This window comes from Deinococcus aetherius (assembly GCF_025997855.1).
Lineage (GTDB): Bacteria > Deinococcota > Deinococci > Deinococcales > Deinococcaceae > Deinococcus > Deinococcus aetherius.
Genome location: NZ_AP026560.1, coordinates 252,501 through 277,048 on the forward strand (window position 1 = coordinate 252,501; position 24,548 = coordinate 277,048).

Here is a 24,548-nt window from a genome sequence, read left to right on the forward strand (position 1 = left end):
CGTCCTGTACCTCTTCGACCGCAGCGGACCCTACCGAGGGCGTCCCGGCCCCGCCCGGGTGGTGGTCCACGGGGTTCTCGACCGCCGGGGGGACGGGCCGCGCGTTCTGACCCCGGACGAGCTGGGCCGCGCCCGCGAAGCCCTGACCGTCGTCGGCGTCTCCGAGGTGGAGGGCGTGGGCAAACTCCTGGCGGTCTCCCGGCGCGTCTGGGTGGTGCATGCACGCCTGCCGCTCGTGCTCGGCGCCTTCGAGGAGCTGCCGGGGGCGGAGGTCGGCGAGTGGGTGTCCTTCCGCACCCTGCCCCCCCTCCACGGCTTCCTGCTCTGATCCGGGCGGGGGCAGAAGCCGCTATGCAGCCCGCCCTCTGTCCAGGGGTCGGGGCATCCGATATGCCTCTCCGAGCGGCGGTCACTTGGCTCCACCCCCAATGTGAGGGAGGTGGGGGTTTACTGAGGACAATGGGAGGAGCATGATGTTCCTGAAGACCCAATGACCGACCTGCTCTTTCCCCTCCCAGCCCGGCGCCCCGACCACGAGCGGGCCTGCCTCGTGATGGTCGACCTCGTCGGGAGCACACGGCTGGCGCACCTGCTGCCGCTGGAGGACTACGCCGCGCTGATGGCGGAGTTCGTGCAGGTGCTCGTGCTGAGCTTCGAGGCGCGCGGCGGGCGGGTGTTGCAGCATCAGGGGGACGCGGTGCTGGGGCTGTGGCCGCCGGGCGGGGTGGGGTCGGGCGTCGCCGCCGGGCACGAGTCGCACGAGCGGGCCGCGAAGCTGGGGCTCGCCGCCGCCCTGAGGGTCGACCTGCAGGTGCGTGCGGGCGTCGCCCTGGGGGCCGTGATCACCGGCCAGGTGGGGGGACAGCTCAGCGCCTATGGCCTGCCCGTCAACTACGCCCGGCGCCTGTGTGACGCCGCCCTGCCCGGCGAGACGCTGGTGTGCGGCGAGACGGCGGCCCAGATGGGGTTTCCCGGCGCCCTGGCGGCGCGGACGCTGCCCCCGCTGGCGGGGTTCGGGCCCGACTGCCGCGCCTACACCGTCCGTGAGGTTGGTGCGGGCGCTATGAAAACCGGTTAAGCGCCCGGGCGGCCTTCTCATGAGAGCGGTCCCTAGACTGCCGCTATGGAACGCAAGCCCCTGGTCCTCGTCATCGAGGATGAAAAAGATATCGCGCGCTTTATCGAACTCGAACTCGCGGCCGAGGGGTACGCGACCGAGGTCGCCTTCGACGGGGTCACGGGGCTGTCCAAGTTCCGGGAGGTCAACCCGGACCTCGTGATCCTCGACCTGATGCTGCCCGTGCTCGACGGCCTGGAGGTGGCCCGGCGCATTCGCAAGACGAGCAACACGCCCATCATCATCCTGACCGCCAAAGACGGCATTCAGGACAAGGTCGAGGGCCTCGACTCGGGGGCGGACGACTACCTGATCAAGCCCTTTTCCATCGAGGAACTCCTCGCCCGCGTCCGCGCGCACCTGCGGCGGGTGAACCCGGCGGTGACGGGCGAGGTGCGGGTCGCCGACCTCGTGATGAACCTCGACGGGCGCGAGATTTTCCGGGGGGGGCGGCGGGTCGAGCTGTCAGCCAAGGAGTTCGAGCTGCTGGAACTCCTCGCCCGCAATCCCGGCAAGGTCTTCTCGCGCTTCGAGATCGAGGAGAAGGTCTGGCCCGAGTACACCGGCGGGAGCAACGTGGTCGATGTGTACATCGGCTACCTGCGCCGCAAGCTGGAGGAGGGCGGCGAGCGGCGGCTGATCCACACCGTGCGCGGCGTGGGCTACGTGCTGCGCGAGGAGTAGCCGGGGCGGAGCTAGACTGCCGGGCGTGAGGACCTTGCCCGCCACGCCCGGCGTCCGCCCCCCTGGGGAGTCGCCATGACGCTGCGCTGGCGACTCACCCTCTTCTACACGGCGCTGCTCGCGGTGTTGCTCACGGTGGTGGGGTTCGCGGCGCTCTTCCTGATGCGCACGAGCCTGGTGGGCAACCTCGACCGGGAGTTGCAGCGGACGTACCGCAGTTTCACCGACACGGTGAGCCAGCTTCAACTCGGCGTTCCCGGGGAGGGGCCCGAGCAGGACGTGGCGGGCAGCCTCTCGCCCCTGCGTTACTTCTTCCCCAACGACGCGATCCAGATCGAGGAGCTGGCCTTCTACGACGCGCAGAGCCTGCGGTCGGCGCTGAATCAGGCGCGGAGCCCGGGGGCGCGGCGGCAACTGCTCGATTACGTGCGCCGCCTGGCGGAGGCTACCCGCCGTCCCCCCATCGGGTTGGACCGCACCGCCCCCCTGGAGCTGCGCGACGCGGAACTCACCCGGTTGATCGAGTCGCCCGACGCGCAGATCGTGGTCGAGCGGGACATCAAGGAGGCGTACAGCGGGCGGGTCACGCCCTACCGCTTCCTGATCACGCTCGCCCCAGTGCAGCTCAAGCCGAGCGGGCTGGGGGGGCCCCAGGAGACCCTCGCCATCACCTACGTGGGCCGACCGCTGACCGCCCTCCACGACACCCTGGCCCAGCTCCGGCGGGTGATCCTGCTGCTCTTCGTCGTCGGGCTGATCACGGCGGGGGCGGGGGCCTACCTGCTCGCCGGACGGGCGCTGCATCCCCTGCGACAGGTCCAGCGCGCCGCCGAGCGGATCGGTGGGCAGAACCTGGGCGAGCGGGTGCCCGAGCCGGGCACGGGGGACGAGGTCGAGGCGTTGGCGGGGGCGCTCAACGCGATGCTGGGTCGCCTGGAGGCGAGCTTCGAGGCGCAGCGCCGATTTACGAGCGACGCCAGCCACGAGCTGCGCACGCCGGTCACGGCGATCAGCGGGCACGCCAGCTACCTGCTGCGCCGCACTGAGCCCACCCCTCAGCAGCGCGAGAGCCTGGGCATCATCCGCAGCGAGTCCGAGCGGCTCACCAACCTGATCGCCAGCCTGCTCCAGCTCGCCCGCTCCGACAGCGGGGCGCTCACTCTGACCCGCCAGCCCATCCTCTCGGGCCCCTTTCTCGCGGAGGTCACGCGCGAACTCGCCCCCCTGGCCCAGGCGCAGGGCACCGCGCTGACGGCGGGCGGGCAGGACGTGGTCTTCGAGGGGGACCCCGACCGCCTCAAGCAGGTGCTCATCAACCTCGTCGGCAACGCCCTCAAGGCGGGGGCCCGCCACATCGCCCTCACGAGCAGCCTCCAGGAGGACGGGCGGGAGGTGCGCCTGAGCGTGGGGGACGACGGCCCCGGGATCGCGCCCGAGCACCTGGCCCGCCTCTTCGACCGCTTCTACCGGGTCGAGGACAGCCGCAGCCGCGACCAGGGGGGCGCGGGCCTGGGCCTGAGCATCGCGAGGGGCATCGTGGATGCACACGGCGGGCGCATCTGGCTGGAGAGTGAGGTCGGGAAGGGCACCACCGCCCACGTCCAGCTCCCGGTCGGCAACCTCCCCGAACTCGACGACGACGTGCCGTGAGGGCGTGGTTGAAAAGGGCCTGGAAGGGGGCGATGAGGGGCTGAGAGGACGTGGGCGTTCTCACCTCCCAGCCCTTGATATGAAGTGCGAGACGGGCTGTCGGAGCGTTTTGTCGTCCGAGAGAAGAACGAGCGGGGTGACGAGCGCCGCTCGCCAACCCTCTCCTTCGGAGCTTTACAAGTCTGCTTCGCAGCTCTGTGAGTCACCCGCAAGGGGAGAGGGAGAAAAAGACCCTCACCATGACGCTGTTCAGCGGATTGCTCATCAAACGTCACGAGGGGGAGGAGTCAAAGAGTTCAGTGAGCAATTGGCAACTGAGGACCTCCTGCCCAAACAGGCGCTGACCGACTCGCTTCAATGCGCGGCGGCGACTGCCCGCACGACCTCGTCCTGGAGGGCGCGCAGGGTGAGGATCGGGGCGTCCTCGGGGCCGTTCATCAGCACGGCGAAGGCGAGGGTGTGGCCGCTCCCGCCCGTCACGTACCCGGCCAGGGCGCTCACCCCCGGAAGGGTGCCCGTCTTCGCGCGCACGTCGAGCCCCGAGCCCACCAGCCGCCGCGCGAGGGTGCCGCCGCGCCCGTCGTGCCTCGGGTCAGCCTCGCCCGTCCCCGCCCGGGGCAGGGCCTCGGCGAGAATGTTGCGGCGCTCGCGGTAGACCTCGCCCGGCTCCTCGGCGCGTGGCTCCCCGGCCGGGTAGGGGAGATCGTGCGCCCCGCGCAGCAACTCCACCAGGGCGCGGGCGGTGAGGCGATTCCCGCGGCTCAGGCCGCTGCCGTCGGCGAGGTGCACGCCGGTCAGGTCCACCCCCAGGCGGCGAAGAAGCGAGCGTTCCCGCGCGAGCGCGCCGGGGAGGGTGCCGTCCCCGCCGGGCCGGGCCGCGAGGGTGGCGAGCAACTCCTCCGCCCGCAGGTTGTCGCTGGGCCGCAGGGTGGCGGCGAGCACGTCGCCGGGCGGGGCGCTGCGGACGCTTGCCACGCCCTGCTCGGGCCGCTGGCCCACCGGCACGAAGGGGTCGGGTGGGAGTGGACGGCCCCGCTCGTCCACCCGGGAGGGGGGCAGATAAGGGGTGAAGCCTGGGGCGTGGCCCACCGTCTCCGAGTTCACCCGCACCCCGGCGCGGCGCAGCTCGCCGATCAGGGCCGCGCCCGCCCACCGACGCGCCTGCTCCGCCGACGTGGGCGGGGCGCCGTGCCAGTCCGAGAGGCGCACGGGCGTCATGGGCACGCCCAGGGGCAGATCCCGCCAGGTCGCGGCGTCGAGTGGGTGCTCGTCCAGGCGCACCTCCCCGACCTCGCGCAGGCCCCGGGCGTAGGCCTGCCGGGCGAGCGAGCGCAGGCTGTTGGGGCCCTCCGCCACGCTCAGGGTGGGGTCGGCGCCGCCGCGCAGGGTGAGGTGGGAGACGCGGGGGCGCCCCACCTCGGCGGCGGGCACGGTGAGTTCGGTGCTCCACCACCCGCCCGCGCCGCCCCGGTCGGCAAGGACCGCCATCGCCGTCACGAGCTTGAGGGTGCTCGCGGGGATGAGGGGGAGGTCGGCCCCGCGCGCCTCCAGCTCCTCGCCCGTCGTCAGGTCGCGCACGAGCAGGCCGACGCGCACGTTCCCCGGCAGGCGGTCCAGAGCCCGCCGGACCCCCGCGCTCGGCCCCGGTTCGCGGACGAGCCGCACCACCGGGGCAAGCTCCGGCGCCCGCACCGCCGACCCGGGGGCCAGCAGCGCGAGGCAAAGGAGCAGGACTCGCCGCACGGGCGCAGGATAGCGGGCAGACTGTGGGGGCGTGACCCAGGAAGACCTCACCGGCAACGTCCTCCACTGCCCCCGCTGCGGGCGGGCCTACCGCTTCACCCGCACGGCTCACGGCCACGCCGTCCGCGTCCGCGAGAAACGCTGGCCCTGGAGCCGCGAGGCGACCTGGCAGGGGTGGGGTGAGTGGACCGAGCCGCTGGGCAAGTTCCGCTGCCGCTGCGGCTCCGGCCTCACCCTGCGCTGAGGCTTACCCCTTGGGCAGCGCGAGGCCCATCTGCCGGTACATCTGGTACTGCGGCGCCCCGCCGAGCATGTTCTGCCCGCCGTCCACCGGCAGGATCACGCCCGTGACGTAGCTCGCGGCGTCCGACACCAGGAAGAGGGCCGCGTTGGCGATGTCCTGCGGCAGCCCGAAGCGGCCCAGGGGCACGGTGCCCATGAACTGCTCCCGCGTCCGCTCGTCGGGGGCGAGGCGGGCCATCCCCTCGGTGCCGTCGATGGGCCCGGGGATGATCGCGTTCACCCGCACCCCGCGCAGGCCCCACTCCACCGCGAGCGTCTGGGTCAGGGCGTCCACCCCCGCCTTCGCGGCGACGACGTGTGCCTGCATGGGCACGGGCACCCCGTAGGCGCTGATCGAGAGGATGTTGCCCCCGGGCACCCTCAGGTGCGGCGCGCACGCCTTGATGGTGTTGTAGGTGCCCAGCAGGTCGATGTCCACCACCGTCTTGAACCCGTTGGGGCTGATGCCGTCCACCGGGGCCGGGAAGTTTCCCGCCGCCCCCGCGAGCACGATGTCGAGCGGGCCGAAGGCGTCCACCCCGGCCTGCGCCGCCGCCTGGAGGGCCGCGAAGTCGCGCACGTCCGCCGAGACGCCGAGGGCCCGGCCCCCCGCCTCCTCGATGCTCCGCGCGGCGTTCTGCGCCTTCTCCGGGTTGCGCCCCAGGATCGTCACGGCGCACCCGTGGGCGGCAAAAGAACGCGCGATGCCGAGGTTGATGCCGCTGCCGCCCCCGGTGATCAGGGCGTGCTTGCCGCGCAGGAGGTCGGGGCGGAAAGTGGTGGCGGGGTCGTGGGGCTGGGTCATGGTGGGCTCCTTGGGAAAGCGGTCAGCCGTCAGCTTTCAGCAAAAGACGGGAGGAGGGCTTGAGCCTCTAGCTCTGGCGCTCGGGGGCTAAGGGCTGACGGCTGACCGCTGGAAGCTTCAGTCCCTCCGCCGTCATGTGCCGCGCGTTCCACTCCACGGCGGCGGCGAGGCTCTCGGCGTGCGTGAGGCCGTCTTGCAGGGTGCGCTTGGTCCCCTCGACAGCTTTGGGCGGCAGGGAGGCGAGGTGCGCGGCGAGGTTCCGGGCGCGGGCGTACAGGCTTTCCGCGTCGGGCAGCACCTCGGTGACGAGGCCCCAGCGTTCGGCGGTCGCCGCGTCGATGGGCTCCCCGGTCAGGGCGAGGTGGGCGGCGCGGCCCCGCCCGATCAGGAGGGGTAGACGCTGAAGGCCCCCCAGGTCGGCGGTGATGCCGAGCTTCACCTCGGGCAGGCTGAAGCGGGCCCCCGCGCTGCACAGCCGCAGGTCGCAGGCGGCGGCGAGTTCCAGCCCCGCCCCGATGCACCAGCCGTCGATGGCGGCGACCACGGGCACGGGCAGCGCGGCGAGCCCCTCGATGGCCGCGTGCATCTCGTCCACCACGGCCTTGAAACGGGCCGGGTCCCCGAGCGCGGGGGCAATCACGGGCGCCGTCGCCGCCACGTCCAGCCCGACGCTGAAGTGCCGCTCGCCGCGCACGACCAGCACCCGCGCGTCCCCCAGTTCCCCGAGCGCCAAGGGAAGGTCCCGCCACGTCGCCGGGCCGAAGGCGCCCTTGGGGTGGGCCAGGGTCAGGGTCGCCACCTCCCCCTCGCGGGAGAGCCGCACGCTGTCGTAGGTCATGGGGGAAGTGTACCGGGTTCAAAAAGGGTGGAGGGCCGACGGGCGCTTCCCCCTCATGCGCCAGACTGCCCCCATGCGAACGGTCGTGGCGGGCATCTTGGAGCGCGAGGGGCCGGGCGGGGTGCGGCAGGTGCTCGTGGGCGCCCGGTCCTCCCCCGCGTGGGCGGCGGGGCAGTGGGAGTTCCCGGGGGGCAAGGTGGAGAACGGCGAGACGGTCGAGGGAGCGCTCGCCCGTGAGTGGCGCGAGGAGCTGGGGGCGGAGGTGACGGTGGGCGAGGAGGTGTACCGCTCGCACCTCGACACCCCGGTGGGCGCCTTCACGCTCGTGGCGCTGCGGGTGCGGCTGCTCTCGGACGAGCCGCGCCCGCTGGAGCACCGGGCCCTGGCGTGGGTGGCGCCCGCCGACCTCACCCGGTTGAGGCTGCTGGCGAGCAACGTGCCCATCGCGGCGTCGCTGAATAGGGCAGGGTAGGGCCTTTGTGGCTCAGCCCGGGCGGGGCAACCAGCGGGCCTGCCGGAGCATCGCCGCCGAGCGGGAGGCGAAGGGCAGGCCGGAGGCCTCCACCTCCCGCGCCACGGCCTCGCTGTCGTAGGACACGCGGCGGTGGTCGAGCGTCCAGCCTCCACCGCGCCAGGTGACGACCCCGTAAGCCGCGCGTCGGTCCCCGTCGAATGGGAAGCCGACGGACCCGACCGAGGCGAGGGCCTGCCCGCCCAGCCGTCGCCACGAGGCGTAATGGATATGGCCGAAGACGCTGAGTCCGGCGCAGTGTCCGCGAAACATGGCCCGCAGTTCCCCGTCGGCGGAAGCGCGCGTGAACGTCGTGCCCAGGGGGTGAGGTTCGAGGATGGGCAGATCGAAGGGGCTGCGGGGCGAGGCGTGCATGAGCAGCAGGTCCCGGGCGTCGCCCTCCGCCTGAGCCGAACCCGGTCCCTCCCAAGCCGGACGGAAGGTCAGGGGCAGCCGCGCCAGGAACAGGAGCCCCTCGGGGGAGAGCCGCTCCCTGGCCCACGCCGCAACGGGATCGGCCCCGGCTAACACCTCCAGGTCGGTGTTGCCGATGACGGCGGGGAGGCCGAGTTCCATCAGCAGCGCCAAGCATCCGGCGGGCCGGGGACCGTTCATCACGGCGTCGCCCAGAAACACCACCTCATCGCAGGCCCGAACCTCAGGCTCGGCCAGCACGGCCTCCAGGGCGGCCAGGTTGCCGTGAACGTCAGCGAGCAGGGCGACCGCCGTCACGTGCGCCCCTCCCCTCAGCCCACCCGCTCGGCCCCGAACACCCGTGAGGGCCGCACGAATTCCTCCTGCCCGGCGACGAGCTGAATCTCGCGCGTCCCCGCCCGGTGGGTGAGGTCGAGCACCCCGTACAGGGCGCTCATGCTCAGAGCCAGGGCCTCTCCCGCGTCCCCACTCTGGAGGTAGTGCCCGAAGAACAGCGCGGCGATGGCGTCCCCGGTGCCGTTGCGGGGGGGATCGAGGGGGATCAGCGGCGTGCGGCACAGCCAGGCGCCCTCCTCGGTCACCGCCAGCGTCTCGATCACGTCCCCCGGCGCGTCCTCCCGCACGAGGCTGGTCACGACCACGATGCGCGGCCCGCCCTCCCGCATCCGGGTTCGCAGGGTGCGCGCCGCCTCCAGCGCCTCCGCCAGCGTCGTCACGGGGCGCCCCGTCAGCAGCTCCAGCTCGAACTGGTTGGGCGTCACCACGTCGGCCTCGGGGATCGCCTGGGCGCGGATCAGGTCGGGGAGTTCCGGGCGCACGAACACGCCGCGCCCCACGTCGCCCATCACGGGGTCGCAGCAGTAGAGGGCCTCCGGGTTGGCCGCCCGCACCCGCCGCACGGCGCCCACCACCGCGCCCACCGTGCCCTCGCTGCCCATGTAGCCGCTGAGGACGGCGTGGCAGGTCGGGAGGGCCCCGCGCGCCTCGATCCCGTCGATGATCTGGGCGACGTGTTCGGGCGGGAAGACGGTGCCCGTCCATGCCCCGTAGCCGGTGTGGTTGGAGAACTGGACCGTGTTGATCGCCCAGACCTCGAAGCCCAGGCGTTGCAGCGGGAAGACGGCGGCGGCGTTGCCGACGTGGCCGTAGCTCACCCACGACTGGATGCTCAGGAGGTTGAGGGGGAGGGCAGGGGGGGAGGCGGTCATGGGTTTGAGGATAGCCCCGGGCTTGTCGGGAGTGGCTTTGGTGGGCCGGGCGTCTTGCCACGGTTTGCCCCCACCCCCCACCCCCTACCCCCAAAGGGGGCAGGGGGAGCTTTCCGCTGCGCTCGGCAAGGACACACGGGTGGCGCGGGTGGACGTGTTCCTCTGAACGCAATGTGTGATCTTGTCGCGTCCCATCTGCGGGCCCACCGTCTCGCTGCGCGAGCCGACGTGGTCGTGGGCCTGGGCCGCCCGTTCGCGGACACCCGTAGGGCGTCCAGATTGGCGTTTTGAAAAGCAAAGGCTTCATCATCTTTTCTCCCCCTCCCCTCGTGGGTGACTCGTAGAGCTGCGAAGCAGAGGGTTGGGGAGAGGGAGCGTGTGACCACCTCCACCGCCCCACCCCTGCCTTCCGCCTGCAAATTCAGGTGAAACCGCATTACCACGACTTTGAACCCGCAGGGCTGCTTGCCGAGGCTGGGCTTGGCAGCCAGCAGGCGAAAGGGGCCAGGGAGATCACCCTCAGCCCCTCATCACCCACCCCTCAACCCTCATCCCTTCCTGTCCTCCAGCCGCACCTGCCACTCGGTGAACTCGGCCCAGGGGGTGAACCCCAGCGCCACGTTGATCCTCAGCATGGCGGCGTTCTCGTGGGCGTTGTTCGTGCGGACGACCCTTGCGCGGGGGCAGTGGACGCGGACGTGGCGGACCATCGCGGCCTTGAGCCACTTGCCCAGGCCCTGCCCGCGTGCGGCGGGGCGCACGGCGGTCGCCCCCTGGTAGACGAGGGCCGCGCGCTCGGGGCTCCAGAAGACCTCGGTGTACCCGGCGAGTTCCCCGGTGCGGGTGTCCTCGGCGGCCAGCAGCGGGCGGACCTCCCCGCCCTCGGCGATCATGTCGTCCCAGGCGCGGATCATCTCGGGGGTGACCTGGAAGTCGTCCACGTCGAGGTCGCCCCGGGGCGCGGTGTTCATCACCATGAACACGTCTGCCGCCCGCTCCAGGAAGTCCTCAGGAATGCGTTCCCAGAGGTGCAGGCGGTACGGGTCCCCCTCGGGGCGGGCCGTCCAGGCGTCCAGCAACGAGTCGGGAATGGCGGCGAGGTCGAGCTGGCTCTGGCGCAGGGTGAGGGCGGGCTCGGCCCCCAGGCGGCGGGCAAAGGCTTCCCCGGCGGGGAGGCGGTTCGTGGTGCCGAAGGTGACGAGGCGGCGGCCCTCCCGGCGGGCGGTCTCCCCCAGCGCCCGGGCGAGGCCCTGCCCCAGGCCCCGGCGGCGCCACGCGGGGTGGACGGTGAGCCGGGCGTGCGCGGCGTGCAGGTTCTGGGTCAGGCTGTACTCCAGGCTGGTCCAGCCCAGCGCCCGGGTGTGCTCGTCATCGTCCCAGACGGCGAAGTGCGTGGCGGCCTCGCCGGGGGTGACGTGGGTGATCCACACCGCCTCGCGCTCGGGCCTGCGGGGTGGGTCGTCGGGATGGGTGAAGGTCTCGCTCTCGGAAAGAAGACGCCCGACCGCGAGCCTCGATTGCGGGGACGCCGCCACGGGGTCGAACGGGGTCACGGTCAGGGTGCGCGTCGTCATGGGGGTAGTGTGCGTACCCCGGCCGGGAAGTACATCCGCAAGGTGGCGGAGGGCGACTAAGGGTTTCGGGGGTCAGGCGGAGGTCCCGAGTTGCTCCTCCAGAAAGGCCATCAGGCCCCGGATGTACTCCCGGTCGAAGCGGAACTCCACCCCCGCCGCCCGGTACAGCTCGGGAACGGGCACGGTGCTGCCCAGGCGCAGGCTCGCCTTGTAGTCCTCCAGGGCGCGGGCCGGGTCCGCCTGGAACGAGCGCCACACCCCCACGGCGGCGAGGTAACACATCGCGTACTCGATGTAGTAGAAGGGCGTGCGGAAGATGTGGTAATACTGCCAGCCCTTCGCCCGCGCCCCCTCGTCCAGGCCCTCCCAGTTCACGAAGGGGTGGAAGGTGCGGTCGAGTTCGAGCCACTTCGCGTCGAGGTCGGCCACCGTGATGTCTCCCTCCGCCTCGGCGTAGAGCCAGTGCTGGAAGGCGTCCATCTGGGCGGCCCAGGGGAGAAAGGCCACCACGCCCTGAAGCTGCTTCTCCCGGTAGCGGGCGAGTTCTTCGGGCGGGAAGACGTGCCCCAGGTGGTCCAGGGTCAGGAATTCCATCGCCATGCTGGGAATCTCGATGAACTCGATGGGGCTCCAGCGGTTCCACACCAGCGGCTGCGCGTCCCCGCTCAGGAAGCCGTGGAAGGCGTGCCCGACCTCGTGGAAGAGGACCCGCACGTCCTCGGCGGTGCCCACCACGTTCATCAGGACGAAGGGTTCGTTCGTGACCGGGAAGTACTGGCAGTACGCGTGGGTCATCTTCCCCGGGCGCGATTCGAGGTCGAGCAGGCTGCCCCGCATGGCCCGGAAGCGCCCGCCCAGCTCAGGGTCCAGCTCGCCCAGGGCCGTCTGCGCGAGCGTTTCGAGTTCGGCGCCCGTGCGGAAGGGTTTCAGCGCCTCGCGTCCCCCCGGGTCGAGGAGGTTGTTGCGGTTGTAGTCCCACGGGCGCACCGAGTCGAGGCCCAGCCGGGAGGCGATGTCCGCCATCATCCGCCCGGCGAGGGGCACGACCTCGCCCCGCACGGCCGCGTGGAAGGCGAGGCAGTCTTCCGGGGTGTAGTCCACCCGGTCGAGGCGCTTCCAGGCGTAGTCGCGGTAGTTGCCGAGGTCGGCGTTGCGCGCGAGTTGCCGCCGCGTCCGAATCAGGCTCAGCATCAGGGCGTCGAGTTCAGGGGCAATCTCCAGGCGGCTGGCGTCAAGTGCCCGCCGCGCCTCCTCGCGCTCCGCCCGGTCGGGGCTGTCGAGGTGCTGCCCCACCCGGGGGACGGTGAGCGTCTCGCCGCGAAAGGAAACCTTCTGGTTCCCGGTGATCACCCCGTGGCGGTTCATCTGCGCCTCGTGCTCCACGCCCAGCTCCACGTTCGCCTCGCGGAAGAGGGCGGCGGCGTCCCGGAAGCGGCGGTAGTTCAGGGCGAAGTCGGGTGCCGGGACGTACCCCGGCACCGCGAGCAACTTCTCGGTGAGGGCGTGGTCGGCGCGGGTCGTCTGCGGCACGACCTCCTCCAGAAAGGTCGCGTAGCGGGCCTGAACCGCCGCGTCGTCCGTGTGGAGGTCGGCCAGGGTGGCGAGCTTGGCGCTCACGCCCATCAGCTCGGCGTCGAGCGCGCTCCACTCGGCGAGCCAGGCGGGCACGGCCTCCGGCGTCAGCTCGGCGGCCTGGAGCCGGGCGTAGCGGGGGGCGAAGGTCTCCCAACGGGTCTGGTCGGCGGGCACGCTCAGCACCCGCTCGCTGTCGGTTCGGGGGGTCACGGGAGCGAGTCTACCGCCCGCCCGGGGAGGTGGCCGGACCTTCACAGCACCCCCTCTCCTCCCCGAATGTCGGCGGCCACCGAAACCGCCCGCGCCCCCGACCCGTAGACTTGCCCCCGTGAACGCTTCCGCCCCAACCCTGCCCGCCTCCGTTCTCGTCGTCGTGGGGGGCAGCATGGCGGCGGTGAAGGCGCCGAGCGTGCTGCGGCGGCTGCGCGAGCGGGGTGCGCGGGTGCGGGTGATCGCCACCCGGGCGTCCCTGGCCTTCGTCACCGAACTCAGCCTGGCGACGGCGGCGGACATAGAGGTGGCGACTGACGGGACGTGGTTTACGCCCCGCCCCGACGCCCAGCACCTCACCCTCTCGCGGGCGGACGCGGTGGTGGTCGTGGGCGCCTCCGCCGACCTCCTCGCGCGGGCGGCGACCGGGCGGGCGGACGACCTCGCCTCGGCGACCCTCCTCAGCGTCCGCGCCCCCGTGCTGTGGGTCCCGGCGATGAACGAGCGCATGTGGGAACACCCGGCGGTGCGGGCGAACGCTGAGCGGCTGCGCGGGTGGGGGCACACCTTCCTGGGTCCCGTCTACGGCGCCTTCGGCTCGCGCGGGGAGGGCACGGGGATGGGGCGGATGGCCGAGCCCGAGGACATCGCGGAGGCGGTGCTGGCCCTGCTCGCCCCCCCCACCCCGCGCGACCTGGAGGGGGTGAAGGTCGTCGTCTCCGCCGGACCCACCCGCGAGTACCTCGACCCCGTGCGTTTCATCAGCAACCCGTCGAGCGGCAAGATGGGCTTAGCGGTCGCCGAGGAGGCGCGCGACCGGGGGGCGGAGGTGACGCTCGTGACCGGCCCGGTGAGTCTCCCCGATCCGAGTGGCGTGCGGGTGGTCCGCATCGAGAGCGCCCTGGAGCTGCGGGACGCGGTGGTGGGGGCGGCGGGGGACGCGGAAATCGTGGTGATGACGGCGGCGGTCGCCGACTACCGCGCGGCCGAGCGTTCGGACGAGAAGCAGGCCAAGGTGGCGGGGGACGTGACGGTCCACCTCACCCCCAACCCCGACATCCTCGCGGAGCTGGGGGTGCAGAAGGGGAACCGGGTCCTTGTCGGCTTTGCGATGGAGACGCACGCCGGGGTCGAGCGGGCGGCCCTCAAGGCGCGGCGCAAGAACGCCGATTTCATCCTCCTCAACTACCCTACCCGCGAGGGCACCGCGTTCGGCGGCGACGACAACGAGGTGACGCTCGTGCGCCCCGACGGCTCCCACGAGGCGTGGCCCCGCCTGAGCAAGCGCGAGGTGGCCCGCCGCCTGCTGGACGAGGCGTGCCGGGTCCGCGAGCGGCGGCGGGAAACCTGAGAGGGCGCCGCGTCCGGTTGTTCTGACACGGCGGTCGGGAACCGGGACACCTCGGTTGAATTATTCAGCACTTATGCATAGGATGGCGTGTGCTCAGCAAGGAACAGCGCCAGAAGCGCATTCAGGACATCATCGCGCGGGAGAGTGTCTCCACGCAGGCCGAACTCGTCGAGCGGCTGCGCTCTGAAGGCGTGCAGGTCACCCAGGCGACGGTCAGCCGTGACATCAACGAACTGCGGCTGGTGCGGCTGCCCATCGGTAAGGGCCGCCACCGCTACGCGCTCGCGCAGGTCAGCGGCCACAACGACGTGCGTGACCAGCTCGAACGCCTCTTCCAGAACTTCGTGCGGGACGTGGACCGGGGCGAGAACATGCTCGTGATCCGCACCGCCGACGGCCACGCGGCGGGGGTCGCCCTCCTCCTCGACAAGCTGCGCCGCGACGACATCGTGGGCACCATCGCCGGGGAGGACACCATCTTCGTCGTCGCCCGCACGATCGACGAGGGCGAGGCCCTGATGGAGGAACTCCACGCGCTGATGCTGGGGTAGAGGGAAATGCACCCGACGGGGTTGGCCGGTCGGCCCGCATGTGTGGCTTTCGTCAAACTTTATGTGTATAGAGTGAGTCGGGCATGAAGAAGCTTCTGCTGTTGCCCACCCTGCTCCTCGCCGCCTGCGCCTCGATGGCCGCGCCCGTCGCGCCCCTCGCGCCGGGGGACGTCCTCACCCTGACTGGCACGACCAGGAGCAAGGAGGCCGTGAACGTGACGCTGACCGTGCGCACCAGGGGCGAGCGCGACCGGGACGGCGACTGGGAGTACGACGCCGATGGAGCCAAGCCCGACTCGGCCGTGATCTTCGTCGACGGCGAACAAGACTTCGTCATGGCGGTCGACAGCTCCGATGTCGTGGACGACGGCGGGACACGGCACGAAACCATCCTGGCGTGTTTTGCGGCCCCCAGCGGTCCCGGTTGGCGTACGGCGGAGGGCTATCTGGTGCAGGGGGACAGGATGTCCTTCCAGATTCTGGGGCAGCGGCTCAAGAGCCAGTCGGAACTGGCGGGACTCAAAACGCTCGCCGAGAACGCCGGGGACTGCCACCTCACCCGCAAGTAAGGGGCCCGCCGCCCAAGGGTTGAACGGGCCCCTGCTCAGGCGGGGGCTTCACTCTCGCGCCTCGCCTTCCCCCCGCACCCGCACCACCCCGTCCCCGAACTCCAGGGTGAGGGGCTGCCCCGCCCCCACCCCCGCCGCCCGCGTGACCGGCCTGCCCGCCTCGTCCCGCACGAGCGCGTAACCGCGCGCCAGCGTCCTCTCGGGGGTCAGGCCGAGTGCTTGCCGCATCAGGGCGTCCACCTCGGCGTGGGCGGCCTCGGCGTGGCGGCGGGCGGCACCCAGGGCGCGGTCGAGCGCCCACTGTGCCCCGGCGTCCGCTTCGAGAAGCGCCTCGCGGGCGTGGGCGCGGATGGTGCGGGCGTCCTCCTGCGCCTGGGCCGCCGCGCCCACCACCGTGCGCACGATCAGCCCGGCGGCCTTGCTCGGCGTGTCGGTGCGGATGCAGGCCACCTCGTCGGGAAGGGTGTCGTCGCGGGCGTGGCCGAGTCCGGTGATCACGGGGGCCGGGAAGGTGGCGAGCGCCCGGCTCACCTCCAGGTCGTTGAGCCACGCTAGGTCAGTCACCGCGCCCCCACCCCGGATGATCACCAGCGCGTCGAGGGGGTCCTCCGCGTGCGCCTCCCTCGCTTCCCCGATGGCCTCCGCCAGGCTCTCCCCCGCCTCCCGGCCCTGGAAGGTGGCCTCCAGGTACAGGAATTCGACCACCCCCGCCGCCTCCAGCGGGTCCGTCTCGCGCCGGAAGTCGCCCAGGCCCGCCGCGCCGACCGGGCTGATCACTGCCACCCGCGCGAAGTCGGTGGGGGCGGGCAGCGCGCGGTTGAGGCCGTAGACACCCCCGCGCACCAGCGTCTCGCGCAGGGTCTCCAGCTTGAGTTGCGCGTCCCCCAGGGTGAACTCGGGGGACAGGTCCACGACGTTGAGCGAGAAGCCGTATTGCGGGTGAAACTCGGCGGTGCAGAAGAGGAGCACCTTGAGGCCTGAGGTCAGCGTCCCGCCCGTCGCCCGGCGGAACTTACCCTCCAGAAGGGCGCGTTCGCGCGCCCACACGGTCGCCCGGCACTTGGCGACCTCCACCCCGCTTTCGAGTTGCACGAGGTCGAGGTACAGGTGGCGGCGGTCCGTGATCGAGGCGATCTCCGCCCGCACCCACACGCCCCCCGGCACCCCCCGCGCGATGACCTGCCCGACGTAGTTCAGCACGTCCGCGAGTTCCAGGAAGTGCTCGGGCGGGCGCGTCGTCTCCGCCCTGCCCTTCTTCCGGCGCCCGGTCACAGCCGCGCTCCCAGCCAGCGACCCAGCGCCGCCGCAAGCACGCCCAGGACCACGCTCAGCCCCGCGTAGAGGGCCGCGAGGCCTCCCGCTCCGCGTCCCAGCAGCCCGTCCACGTCCACGCTGAAGGTCGAGAAGGTGGTGAAGGCGCCCAGTACCCCCGTCCCGAAGGCCAGGCGCACCTCGGGCGGCCACACGCCCCGCCCCACGAGCGCCACCGTCAGCCCGAGCAGGAAGGAGCCGAGCACGTTGATGAGCAGGACGGAGGCCGGAAACCCGGTTCGGGTCACCACGGGCGCCAGGGCGAGCATGATCCCGTGCCGCGCCGCCGCCCCCAGGGCCCCGCCCGCCATCACCCACAGCCACACGCTCATGGGGGACAGGATAGGGGAGGTGGGGGGCGAACGTGGGGGAAGCGCCCCGCCGCCTCCCGGCCACGCTCTACGATCTGCCCCATGATCCGCGCCAAGACCTTAGGGGGAGCCGACCTCACCTGGAATGGGGAGACCGAAGGCGTCTGGGTGGACGCGCAGGGGGTCACGGGGGAGGAACTCGCCCGCCTCAGACTGGCCTTTCCCCTCAACCGCCTCGCCGTGGAGGACGCGCTGGAACAGGGGCACTGGAGCCGCGCGGAGGGCTACCCCGAGCACGCCTTCATCACGGTGCGCTCCTTCACTCGGCCCGAGGAGCCCGACGAGTTCACCGAGCGCGTCAGCATCTTCGCCTTTCCCCAAGCGGTGCTGACGATCAGCAGCGCGGGCACCCGGGCGCTCGGCAGCGTGTGGAACCTCGTGGGCCGCGAGAGCGTGAACACGCCGGGCGAGGTCGTGTACGAACTCCTCGACCAGACCGCCGACACCTTCTTCGTCCTCGCCGACCGCTTAGAGGAGCGGGTGGACGCCCTGGAGGAGGAGGTCTTCCAGAACCAACGCCACAATCCCATTCCGAAAGTCTTCGACCTCAAGCATCTGCTCGCCCAGGCCCGCCGCCTGAGCGCCGACGCCCGCGAGGCCACCCTGCTGCTCACCCGCTACGGCGACCCCACCAGCGCCGACGCCGTGCGCTACCGCGACGTGCAGGACTCCTTCAGCCGGGCGAGCGGGCGCCTCGACGGCCTGCGCGACTACCTCACCAGCCTGCTCGACCTGCACCTGAACCTGCAAAGCCAGCGCATGAACGAGGTCATGCGGACCCTGACGGCGGTGAGCGTGATCTTCCTGCCGCTGACCTTCCTGGCGGGCGTGTGGGGCATGAACTTCCACTTCATCCCCGAGCTGTCGTGGCGTTACGGGTACGCCCTCGCGTGGGGCAGCTTCCTCCTGATCGGCGGGCTGCTCGCGTACTCCTTCAAGCGGCGGGGCTGGTGGTGAGAGAGGGCAGGGGTCCGGAGCCTGAAGCGGACCCGCCCGCCTGATCCTGTCCAGCCCCGGCGAACCTGATGGGGTTGGAATCCAGGTACCCTGACCCATGTTGCCCGTGGTGCTTGAGTGTCCGGAGGAGGCCGTCATTCTCGAACGTTTTCAGCGGGCGCTCGCCGAGCTGTGGGCCTTCGACCGCGTGCTGATCGAGCGCAGGCTGGGCCAGAAGACGGTGACCCACCGCCTCGCCGTCTACCTGGAGCGGCAGTTTCCCGGCTTCCACACCGACTGTGAGTACAGCCGCAACAGCCGGGTGGACGAGGACACGTACGACTTCCCCTCCATGAGCCGCCCCCGCCAGCGCGACCTGCGCCGCAACCTCGTGCGCCAGGGCCTGAGCGAGGGGGAGGCCGAGGACGCCGCCCACACCGTCACGCACGCCTACCCCGACATCATCGTCCACTACCGCGAGGAGAACCACCTCAACCTGCTCGTCGTGGAGACGAGGCTGCTGGGAGACGGGCGAGGCTGGGGCGGCGTGCTGGAGGCGAGGGAAAAACTCCAGCGGTACACGCTCCAGGGGGAAAAAGGACTCTACCGCTACGCCGTGGGCCTGCTGGTCGAACTGGGCGTGACGGAGGGGGGAGATCAGAGCATCGTCCACCAGTTCCGCGACGGGCAGGAGGTGGGGCGGGTGGTGTAGGGGCCTCGGAAATAAGTTTCAGTCGCTGTTGGGGAAGACCAGCACGCCGGGGCCGTAGGGGGTGAGGACCCTTACCCATGCCTCTGTGGATTCCGCGAGACGGTTACGGTCCAGCGTGAGGAAGTGTGGCTCGTCCGTTCGGCCTTCCGTATCGGAATACGTTCGCCAGACTCGTATCCCTTCAACAAGGAGGGCGAGTTCTTCCGCATCGGCTGATTTCCACTCCTCCTTGACGCCGGGAGGCCAGCCCTGGAACCGCTCAAAGAAGTTGGTAAGCAGCCCGGCATCTGCGAAGGTCGGAATTAGAAAGCCCTCGATCTTGCGTTGGTCACAAGCCAGTCCCATGCACTGCTCGCCGTAGGTCACGCCCATTGGGGCCTCCACGATGACAAACACGTAAGGATCATCGGAGCCGTATGGATTGATAAAGACGTGCGGCTTTCCCCCGCTCACTCCAGCGCCCCCACCCCCGTTAGGTGCCGCCCCACGATCAGGGTATGGATGTCGTGCGTGCCCTCGTAGGTGTCCACGGTCTCCAGGTTCAGCATGTGGCGGATGACCGGGTACTCGGTCGTGATCCCGTTTCCGCCCAACATCTCCCGGGCGAGGCGGGCGCCTTGCAGCGCCACCCGCACGTTGTTGCGCTTTGCCATCGACACCTGGGCGAAGTTCATCCGCCCCGCGTCCTTGAGCTGCCCCAGCCGCCAGGCGAGGAGCAGACCCGTCGTGTGGTCCGTCGCCATCCGCACGAGCTTGTCCTGCACGAGCTGGCGGCCCGCGATGGGCTTGCCGAAGGTGGTCCGGCTGCCGGTGTAGTCGAGCGCCGTCTGCAAGACCATCTCCAGCGCTCCCATCGCCCCCCACGCGATCCCGAAGCGGGCGGAGGTCAGGCAGGAGAGGGGGGACTTGAGCCCGTTCGACCCCGGCAGCAGGTTCCCCTCGGGCACACGGCAGTCCTCCAGCACGATCTCGCCCGTGACCGAGGCGCGCAGGCTCATCTTGCGGTGGAGGGCGGGGGCATTGAAGCCCGGCGTGTCCGTCGGCACGATGAAGCCGCGCACCACGCCCCCCTCGTCCTTCGCCCAGACCACCGCGAGGTCGGCGACCGGCGAGTTGGTGATCCACATCTTGTTGCCGTTCAGGACGTACTCGTTCCCGTCCTTGCGGGCGCGGGTCCGCATCGCGCCGGGGTCGGAGCCGCCGTCGGGCTCGGTGAGGCCGAAGCAGCCGATCAGTTCGCCCGAGGCGAGGCCGGGGAGGTACTTCCGGCGCTGCTCCTCCGAGCCGTAGGTGTAGATGGGGTACATCACGAGGCTGCCCTGCACGCTCGCCGCGCTGCGCAGGCCGCTGTCCACCCGCTCCAGCTCGTACATCATCGCCCCGTAGGCGCTGTAGGACACCCCGGCCCCGCCGTACTCCTCGGGGGTGGTCGGGCCGAGCAAGCCCATGTTCCCGAACTGGCGCATCACGTCCCGCACGGGCAACTCGGCGTGGTCCCACCAGTCGGCGACACACGGCATCAGTTCGGCCTCACAAAAGGCGCGCACGCTCTCGCGGATGAGTCTCTCGTCGGTGGGGAAGAGGTCTTGGACAGCGAATTCGTCGATCATGGGGACTCCGGTCAGGGGTGAGTGGGAAGTGGTCGGTGGTCGGCCCTTTCCCGGGAGGCTCGGTTGCTGGTGGTTGAACCGAGTCTACGGCGTCGGCGTGGGAAGGTTGTAGACACGGCGTGCGTTCTCGTCGGTCACCCGCTCCAGTTCCCCGGCGTCCAGGCCGCGCAGCCCGGCGATGAAGCTGAGGGTATGGTGCACGTAGCCGGGCCGGTTGGGCTTCCCGCGCTGAGGGACGGGGGCGAGGAAGGGCGCGTCCGTCTCCACGAGCAGACGGTCGAGGGGGACGGCGCGGGCGGCCTCCTGAATCTCCCGCGCGTTCTTGTAGGTCGTGTTCCCCGCGAACCCGAAGTACGCGCCGCGCTCCGACCCGCACTCCAGCAGCCCCGGGTGCCCGCTGAAGCAGTGCAGGATGACGGGCACATCCGGCCACACCGAGAGCACGTCGATCACGCCTCTCTGGGCCCGCTCCTCCCCGGCCTTGTCCCGCACATGGATGACGAGCGGTTTGCCCGTCCGCCGCGCCAGGTTGAGCTGCCACTCGAAGGCCGCGACCTGCGCCGCCCGCCGCGTGTCGTCCCAGTAGTCGTCCAGCCCGCTCTCCCCGATGCCGACGACGCGGGGGTGCTGGGAGAGGCGCTCGATCTCCGCCCGCGTCTCCGGCCCGTCCTCCCCCATGCTCGTCGGGTGCAGGCCCACCGTCGCCCACACGTCCTCGTAGCGTTCGGCGAGGGCTAGGGCGTTGCGGGCGTGCTCGGGGCTCGCGCCGATGCAGACCATGCCCGTCAGGCCGAATTCGCCCCGCGCGGAGGCCGGGTCGTCAAGGAAGTCGAGGTGGCAGTGGGTGTCGATCATGGGGGAGAGGGTAAGTGGTCGGTGGGCTGGGGAGAAGGGCCCGGACCACCCGGCGGGGCCGCAGATGCAGACTCGCCCGCTTTCCCCACCCTGCATCCCTGTATAAGGAGGAATGACCAACGGGCTGACTCGCCCCTGGGGGCTGTGCCTCCCCGCCCTCCTGCTGCTTGCGGCCTGCTCCCGGGTCGCCATTGTGGAGGAGCCCGAACGCCTCCCGGCGGCGAGTGAGGCGTTTCTGGGTGCGGAGGTGACCCTCTCGGGCCGCCTTCCCGGGTTTGCCGAGGCGCGACCCCTCCCCATTTCCCTGACCTGGCCTCAGGAGGCGGTGATCGGGGAAGTGCAGGTGGACGGCTCCTTTCGGGCAACCCTCGTTCAGCCGCCCGCCCGGCTCCTCGGGCAGGTCGAGAGCGTGCTCTGGCGGGGTTGGTCGTATTCGGGCGAACAGGAGCGCCGTGCCTCCTGCCCCGTCCGTTCCCTGAAAGCCGAACCGGCCGGGGTGCTGGGTGCGGAAGTCTCGTCCCTGATCGTTCCGCTGGCCGAGGGCGGGGCCACCGCCGTTTTGCCGCAGACCTCCCCGGTTCCCGCGCCCTACCGCCGCCTAATTCCCGAGGCCCCCGGTTCGGTCTTGAACCTCGTGTACGTCGACCGGGACGTGAAGGTGGTGGGCGAGCAAAAGTGCATCATCGTCTATAACCCGGAGACGAAGCACCAGTACAACGTCTCGGCCAACCTGACCCTGCGCAAGGGCTGGAACAGCCTGGTGAGACGCTTCGCGACGGACATGATCCAGGGCGTCACGATCTACCGCACCACCCTTGAAGCCCAGAACACCCCTCCGCCGCAGTCCTGGTTGCTGGTGCGCTGAGCGGGAGAACCCCTGATCTCGGAAGGGCGGCGGAGGAACCGTGAGGGTGAGCCTCCACGTCCCACCCCCAACCCACCCCCGCCGTTCCTCACGCCTGTCAGCCCATGCCCATCTCTCTCACCGCCCCCCCGCGCTAGATTGCCCCCGTGCTGAAAGCGGGGCTGTATGTACTCGTCGCGCTCGCGGTGTTCGCGCTCGTGTTCGCGTTCCTGCCGTCCGGGAGCGCGGACGAGACGCGGACGGGGGCGCGGCTCCAGGGCGTTTCTCTCTCCCTCTACCCGTCGCGCGACGCGGACGCCGTGTGGAGATTTCGGGCCTCCGAGGTCCAGAGCGATCCCCTGAAGGGGGAGACCCACCTCGCGGGGCTGTCGGACGGCGGGCGCTGGCTGCGCGAGCGCCGAGCAGACGGCCAGCCGACCGGGAAGTTCGTGCTCGACGCGACGCTCGTCGCCCCCGATCTCACCATCGACGCCCAAGACAACATGCTGACCCGTCAGGCCAAAATCACCCTCGTGCAGCAGTGTGCGAACATCGACCTGAGCGGCACGCCAACAGAGCCCGTGCGGGTCGAGCAGGGGTCGGGCTTCAGCGCGCCCGTGGCGCGGGTGGACTCGCCCTCGCTGACGGGCCGCGTGACCCGGCTGCGCATGAGCTTTGACTTCCGGGTCGAGGACAGCGGCGAGGACTCCACCCTCGGCTGGGACCCCGACGCGACCGAGACCTGCGAGAACGGGAAGCGCGTGCCGCTGAGCACGGCTTCCTGAGCCACACCCGATCAGACAGGAGAACCCCGTGAAGAAACTGACCCTGACTTTTGCCCTGGCCGCGACGACCGTGCTCGCCCAGAGCGTCACGCCCGAAAGCCGCATCATCAACATCCAGGGGGCGCCGCGCGGCGACCTGCGCAACGGGCCGCTGTCCTTCACCGGAAGCCCCGTCAAGGCGACCGTGAGCACCCTCCAGATTCAGGCCTCGCAGGCGACCCTCGCCGCGCCTGCCGGAACGCCGCTGATCCAGGCGAAGGGGAAGCGCACCTCGAATTTCACGGGCAGCGTGGTCGTCACGCGCGGGCGCCTCACCGCCAAGGGCGGGCAGCTCGCCTACAGCGAGGCGACCGGGCAGGGCGTGATGGGCGGCAGCCCCACCGCGACCTTCCTGCCCGCCGACCGGGCGAACGACGACCCCGTGAACATCAGCGCGGGGCAGATGAGCCTCGACGTGGACAACAACGTCTCCACGAGCACCGGGAACGTCCAGCTCAGGAGCGGCAACCAGACCGGCAAGGCCGATAAACTCATCTTCGACGAGGACCGCGAACTCGCCCAGCTCACGGGCACCCCCAGCCTCACCCGCGCCGCCAAGGGCAACCAGAAGGAACTCGTGATGACCGGGCAGGAGGTCCGGGCCCTCACGAAGTCCAAGACCCTGTACGTGCGCGGCGGCGTGCGGCTGGTGCAGGGCACCCTCACGACGACCGGGGACGCCGTGTACTACGACGACCGGAAGAACGTCGCCTACGTGGTCGGCAACGCCGTGAGCGTAGACAGCAAGACGAAGGCGACCGTGAGGGCTCCCGCGAGCGGCGCCCTGGAGCAGCGCACCGACCTCGCCCGCGTGCGCGCCCTGAACACGGCGTACAAGATTCCCACGGCGCAATTCCAGTTGCGCGGCGAGAAGTAGGCCGGGGAGGCGGGTGACGTGCGCAGGCTCCTGACCCTGACCCTGGCCCTCACCCTGGGGGCCGGGCTCCCCGCCTGGGTGCTCGCGCAGGGGACGGCGCCCGCGCCTGCGGCTCCGACCCCCTCCGCTCCGGCGAGTCCTCCCCCGGCGGCCGCTCCCGCCGACGCCGCCCCGCCTGCCGCCGAGGCCGAGAACGCCAGCCTGGAACTCGTGCGCAAGGGGGACGACGGCGAGGAGCGGCGCATCCGCATCGTCCGCACCGGGAGCAGCGATGAGACAGGCGTGTTCACGATCTGTAGCCCGCAGGACGACGAGCCCGCAGATGCCCCCAGCCTCGCCGTCTTCAGCGAGACGGGGCCGGGCGGGGTGCGCATCACCATCGACAAGAACGTGATCCGCGTGCCGCTCGCCCTGGTGACCCAGCGCCAGGGGGAAGGCGGCGAGGGCGGCGACGGCCGGGTGGAGGCGAGCGCCGGGACCGCCCGCTTCCTCGACCAACCGCCCCCCGGCAAGACCGACCGCCTCAGCCGCTGCGCCGTCGAGGCCACGCCCAAGCCCGCGCCCGACACCGTGCTCGTCACCCAGGGCAAGACCGAACTCAAGGGCCAGAAGCTCGTGTACGACGAGACGGACGGGATTGCCCGCATCGACGGCCCGATTGGCTTCACCCGCCCGTCCGACGACGGCCCGCTCACCGGCCAGAGCGAGCGCATCGAGGTGGACGTGGACGAGGAGCAGACCACTCTGGTGGGCAACGTGGTCCTGAACAGCAAGGGGGGGCGCGTGAGCAGGGCCGCCCGCGTCGAGTACGACGATCAGGCGAACACCGCCCGACTCATCGGCACCCCCGAGCAGCCCGCCGAGAGCGTGCAGGGCCGCGACGTGCTGCGCGCCCAGGAGCTGCTGTACGACCTCGACCGCAACGAGGTGGTGGCCCGCGCGGGCGTAGGCGGCACGATCACGGGCGAGTTCCAGGACGGGGAGGAGGAGACGGGAACGCCGGGCACCCCGCCCGCTTCCTCGACCAGCCCCAGAACGACGCCGGGAACGACCTCACCCACCACGCCCACGAATCCCCCCGCGCCCTGAGCCGGGGGGTCTTCTC

The 24,548-nt window shown here is 71.1% G+C and carries 27 protein-coding genes (1 of these 27 only partly in view); 15 read left to right on the forward strand and 12 right to left on the reverse strand.

Annotated elements, in window-relative coordinates; translation table 11 throughout:
- The 4 genes from DAETH_RS01215 to DAETH_RS01230 form a co-directional block, all read left to right on the forward strand.
- Positions 1-328 carry the 3' portion of a hypothetical protein gene (locus tag DAETH_RS01215; protein WP_264776136.1) on the forward strand. Its footprint begins 119 nt before the window's first position, so 328 of the gene's 447 nt are visible here — the last part of the coding sequence; its start codon lies off the left edge, out of view; the stop codon is at positions 326-328.
- A gap of 162 nt (positions 329-490) precedes the next feature.
- On the forward strand, positions 491-1,078 hold the full coding sequence (locus DAETH_RS01220; protein ID WP_264776137.1) for an adenylate/guanylate cyclase domain-containing protein: 588 nt from the start codon (positions 491-493) through the stop codon (positions 1,076-1,078).
- Positions 1,079-1,123: 45 nt separating this feature from the next.
- Positions 1,124-1,801 carry a response regulator transcription factor gene (locus DAETH_RS01225; protein ID WP_010887388.1) on the forward strand — a complete coding sequence of 226 codons (678 nt, stop codon included), beginning with the start codon at positions 1,124-1,126 and terminating at the stop codon, positions 1,799-1,801.
- Positions 1,802-1,876: 75 nt separating this feature from the next.
- Positions 1,877-3,451 (forward strand): sensor histidine kinase, encoded by a 1,575-nt coding sequence (locus tag DAETH_RS01230; RefSeq protein ID WP_264776138.1) that lies wholly within the window; start codon positions 1,877-1,879, stop codon positions 3,449-3,451.
- Positions 3,452-3,805: 354 nt separating this feature from the next.
- On the opposite strand, the gene DAETH_RS01235 is transcribed toward DAETH_RS01230, so the two are convergent.
- Complete coding sequence (locus DAETH_RS01235) at positions 3,806-5,194, reverse strand: D-alanyl-D-alanine carboxypeptidase/D-alanyl-D-alanine-endopeptidase (RefSeq protein ID WP_264776139.1); 1,389 nt, start codon at positions 5,192-5,194, stop codon at positions 3,806-3,808.
- 31 nt (positions 5,195-5,225) lie between these two features.
- On the opposite strand from DAETH_RS01235, the gene DAETH_RS01240 reads away from it, so the two are divergent.
- A complete protein-coding gene (locus DAETH_RS01240; protein WP_264776140.1) occupies positions 5,226-5,438 on the forward strand; it encodes a hypothetical protein in 213 nt (70 codons plus the stop codon).
- 3 nt (positions 5,439-5,441) lie between these two features.
- Here DAETH_RS01240 and DAETH_RS01245 read toward each other — a convergent pair whose 3' ends face one another.
- Both DAETH_RS01245 and DAETH_RS01250 read right to left on the reverse strand, forming a co-directional pair.
- The gene (locus DAETH_RS01245) at positions 5,442-6,281 is read right to left on the reverse strand and encodes an SDR family oxidoreductase (RefSeq protein WP_264776141.1); all 840 of its coding nucleotides are present in this window, start codon (positions 6,279-6,281) and stop codon (positions 5,442-5,444) included.
- Positions 6,282-6,348: 67 nt separating this feature from the next.
- Positions 6,349-7,119, reverse strand: coding sequence for an enoyl-CoA hydratase-related protein (locus tag DAETH_RS01250; RefSeq protein WP_264776142.1), 771 nt, complete (start codon positions 7,117-7,119; stop codon positions 6,349-6,351).
- Positions 7,120-7,192: 73 nt separating this feature from the next.
- On the opposite strand from DAETH_RS01250, the gene DAETH_RS01255 reads away from it, so the two are divergent.
- The gene (locus DAETH_RS01255) at positions 7,193-7,591 is read left to right on the forward strand and encodes a (deoxy)nucleoside triphosphate pyrophosphohydrolase (RefSeq protein WP_264776143.1); all 399 of its coding nucleotides are present in this window, start codon (positions 7,193-7,195) and stop codon (positions 7,589-7,591) included.
- Between the two features lie 12 nt (positions 7,592-7,603).
- Here DAETH_RS01255 and DAETH_RS01260 read toward each other — a convergent pair whose 3' ends face one another.
- The 4 genes from DAETH_RS01260 to DAETH_RS01275 all read right to left on the reverse strand — a co-directional run bounded on the left by DAETH_RS01260 (position 7,604) and on the right by DAETH_RS01275 (position 12,632).
- Positions 7,604-8,362, reverse strand: coding sequence for a metallophosphoesterase family protein (locus DAETH_RS01260; RefSeq protein WP_264776144.1), 759 nt, complete (start codon positions 8,360-8,362; stop codon positions 7,604-7,606).
- 14 nt (positions 8,363-8,376) lie between these two features.
- Positions 8,377-9,273, reverse strand: coding sequence for a pyridoxal kinase PdxY (gene pdxY / locus DAETH_RS01265; protein ID WP_264776145.1), 897 nt, complete (start codon positions 9,271-9,273; stop codon positions 8,377-8,379).
- A gap of 548 nt (positions 9,274-9,821) precedes the next feature.
- Complete coding sequence (locus tag DAETH_RS01270) at positions 9,822-10,847, reverse strand: GNAT family N-acetyltransferase (RefSeq protein WP_264776146.1); 1,026 nt, start codon at positions 10,845-10,847, stop codon at positions 9,822-9,824.
- A gap of 72 nt (positions 10,848-10,919) precedes the next feature.
- A complete protein-coding gene (locus tag DAETH_RS01275; protein ID WP_264776147.1) occupies positions 10,920-12,632 on the reverse strand; it encodes a M3 family oligoendopeptidase in 1,713 nt (570 codons plus the stop codon).
- 118 nt (positions 12,633-12,750) lie between these two features.
- Between DAETH_RS01275 and coaBC the strand changes: the two genes are divergently transcribed.
- From coaBC to DAETH_RS01290, 3 genes are all read left to right on the forward strand, one after another.
- Positions 12,751-13,983, forward strand: a complete 1,233-nt coding sequence (gene coaBC, locus DAETH_RS01280) for a bifunctional phosphopantothenoylcysteine decarboxylase/phosphopantothenate--cysteine ligase CoaBC (protein ID WP_264776148.1) — start codon at positions 12,751-12,753, stop codon at positions 13,981-13,983.
- Between the two features lie 89 nt (positions 13,984-14,072).
- Positions 14,073-14,534 carry an arginine repressor gene (gene argR, locus DAETH_RS01285; RefSeq protein ID WP_264776149.1) on the forward strand — a complete coding sequence of 154 codons (462 nt, stop codon included), beginning with the start codon at positions 14,073-14,075 and terminating at the stop codon, positions 14,532-14,534.
- Positions 14,535-14,617: 83 nt separating this feature from the next.
- Positions 14,618-15,103: a hypothetical protein gene (locus tag DAETH_RS01290; protein ID WP_264776150.1), complete on the forward strand. Its 486-nt coding sequence runs from the start codon at positions 14,618-14,620 to the stop codon at positions 15,101-15,103.
- Between the two features lie 48 nt (positions 15,104-15,151).
- On the opposite strand, the gene xseA is transcribed toward DAETH_RS01290, so the two are convergent.
- Together xseA and DAETH_RS01300 are read right to left on the reverse strand one after the other, a co-directional pair.
- Entirely contained in the window at positions 15,152-16,375 is a 1,224-nt protein-coding gene (gene xseA / locus DAETH_RS01295; RefSeq protein ID WP_264776151.1) for an exodeoxyribonuclease VII large subunit, read from the reverse strand.
- Positions 16,372-16,746 (reverse strand): fluoride efflux transporter FluC, encoded by a 375-nt coding sequence (locus DAETH_RS01300; protein WP_264776152.1) that lies wholly within the window; start codon positions 16,744-16,746, stop codon positions 16,372-16,374. The genes xseA and DAETH_RS01300 overlap by 4 nt, the downstream gene beginning before the upstream one ends.
- A gap of 81 nt (positions 16,747-16,827) precedes the next feature.
- Here DAETH_RS01300 and DAETH_RS01305 point away from each other — a divergent pair, with 81 nt between their 5' ends.
- Together DAETH_RS01305 and DAETH_RS01310 are read left to right on the forward strand one after the other, a co-directional pair.
- Complete coding sequence (locus tag DAETH_RS01305; protein WP_264776153.1) at positions 16,828-17,742, forward strand: magnesium transporter CorA family protein; 915 nt, start codon at positions 16,828-16,830, stop codon at positions 17,740-17,742.
- A 97-nt stretch (positions 17,743-17,839) separates the two neighbouring features.
- Positions 17,840-18,433: a hypothetical protein gene (locus DAETH_RS01310; RefSeq protein ID WP_264776154.1), complete on the forward strand. Its 594-nt coding sequence runs from the start codon at positions 17,840-17,842 to the stop codon at positions 18,431-18,433.
- 18 nt (positions 18,434-18,451) lie between these two features.
- Here the strand turns inward: DAETH_RS01310 and DAETH_RS01315 are convergent, their stop codons facing one another.
- From DAETH_RS01315 to DAETH_RS01325, 3 genes are all read right to left on the reverse strand, one after another.
- Positions 18,452-18,829, reverse strand: coding sequence for a DUF6210 family protein (locus DAETH_RS01315; protein WP_264776155.1), 378 nt, complete (start codon positions 18,827-18,829; stop codon positions 18,452-18,454).
- A 53-nt stretch (positions 18,830-18,882) separates the two neighbouring features.
- Positions 18,883-20,043 carry an acyl-CoA dehydrogenase family protein gene (locus DAETH_RS01320; protein WP_264776156.1) on the reverse strand — a complete coding sequence of 387 codons (1,161 nt, stop codon included), beginning with the start codon at positions 20,041-20,043 and terminating at the stop codon, positions 18,883-18,885.
- Between the two features lie 84 nt (positions 20,044-20,127).
- The gene (locus DAETH_RS01325) at positions 20,128-20,898 is read right to left on the reverse strand and encodes a TatD family hydrolase (RefSeq protein WP_264776157.1); all 771 of its coding nucleotides are present in this window, start codon (positions 20,896-20,898) and stop codon (positions 20,128-20,130) included.
- Between the two features lie 112 nt (positions 20,899-21,010).
- On the opposite strand from DAETH_RS01325, the gene DAETH_RS01330 reads away from it, so the two are divergent.
- From DAETH_RS01330 to DAETH_RS01345, 4 genes are all read left to right on the forward strand, one after another.
- Positions 21,011-21,763 (forward strand): hypothetical protein, encoded by a 753-nt coding sequence (locus DAETH_RS01330; RefSeq protein WP_264776158.1) that lies wholly within the window; start codon positions 21,011-21,013, stop codon positions 21,761-21,763.
- Between the two features lie 146 nt (positions 21,764-21,909).
- Positions 21,910-22,527, forward strand: a complete 618-nt coding sequence (locus tag DAETH_RS01335) for a hypothetical protein (protein WP_264776159.1) — start codon at positions 21,910-21,912, stop codon at positions 22,525-22,527.
- A gap of 28 nt (positions 22,528-22,555) precedes the next feature.
- Positions 22,556-23,443 (forward strand): LptA/OstA family protein, encoded by an 888-nt coding sequence (locus DAETH_RS01340; protein WP_406585091.1) that lies wholly within the window; start codon positions 22,556-22,558, stop codon positions 23,441-23,443.
- An 18-nt stretch (positions 23,444-23,461) separates the two neighbouring features.
- Positions 23,462-24,532 (forward strand): LptA/OstA family protein, encoded by a 1,071-nt coding sequence (locus DAETH_RS01345; protein ID WP_264776160.1) that lies wholly within the window; start codon positions 23,462-23,464, stop codon positions 24,530-24,532.
- Positions 24,533-24,548 lie beyond the last annotated feature (16 nt).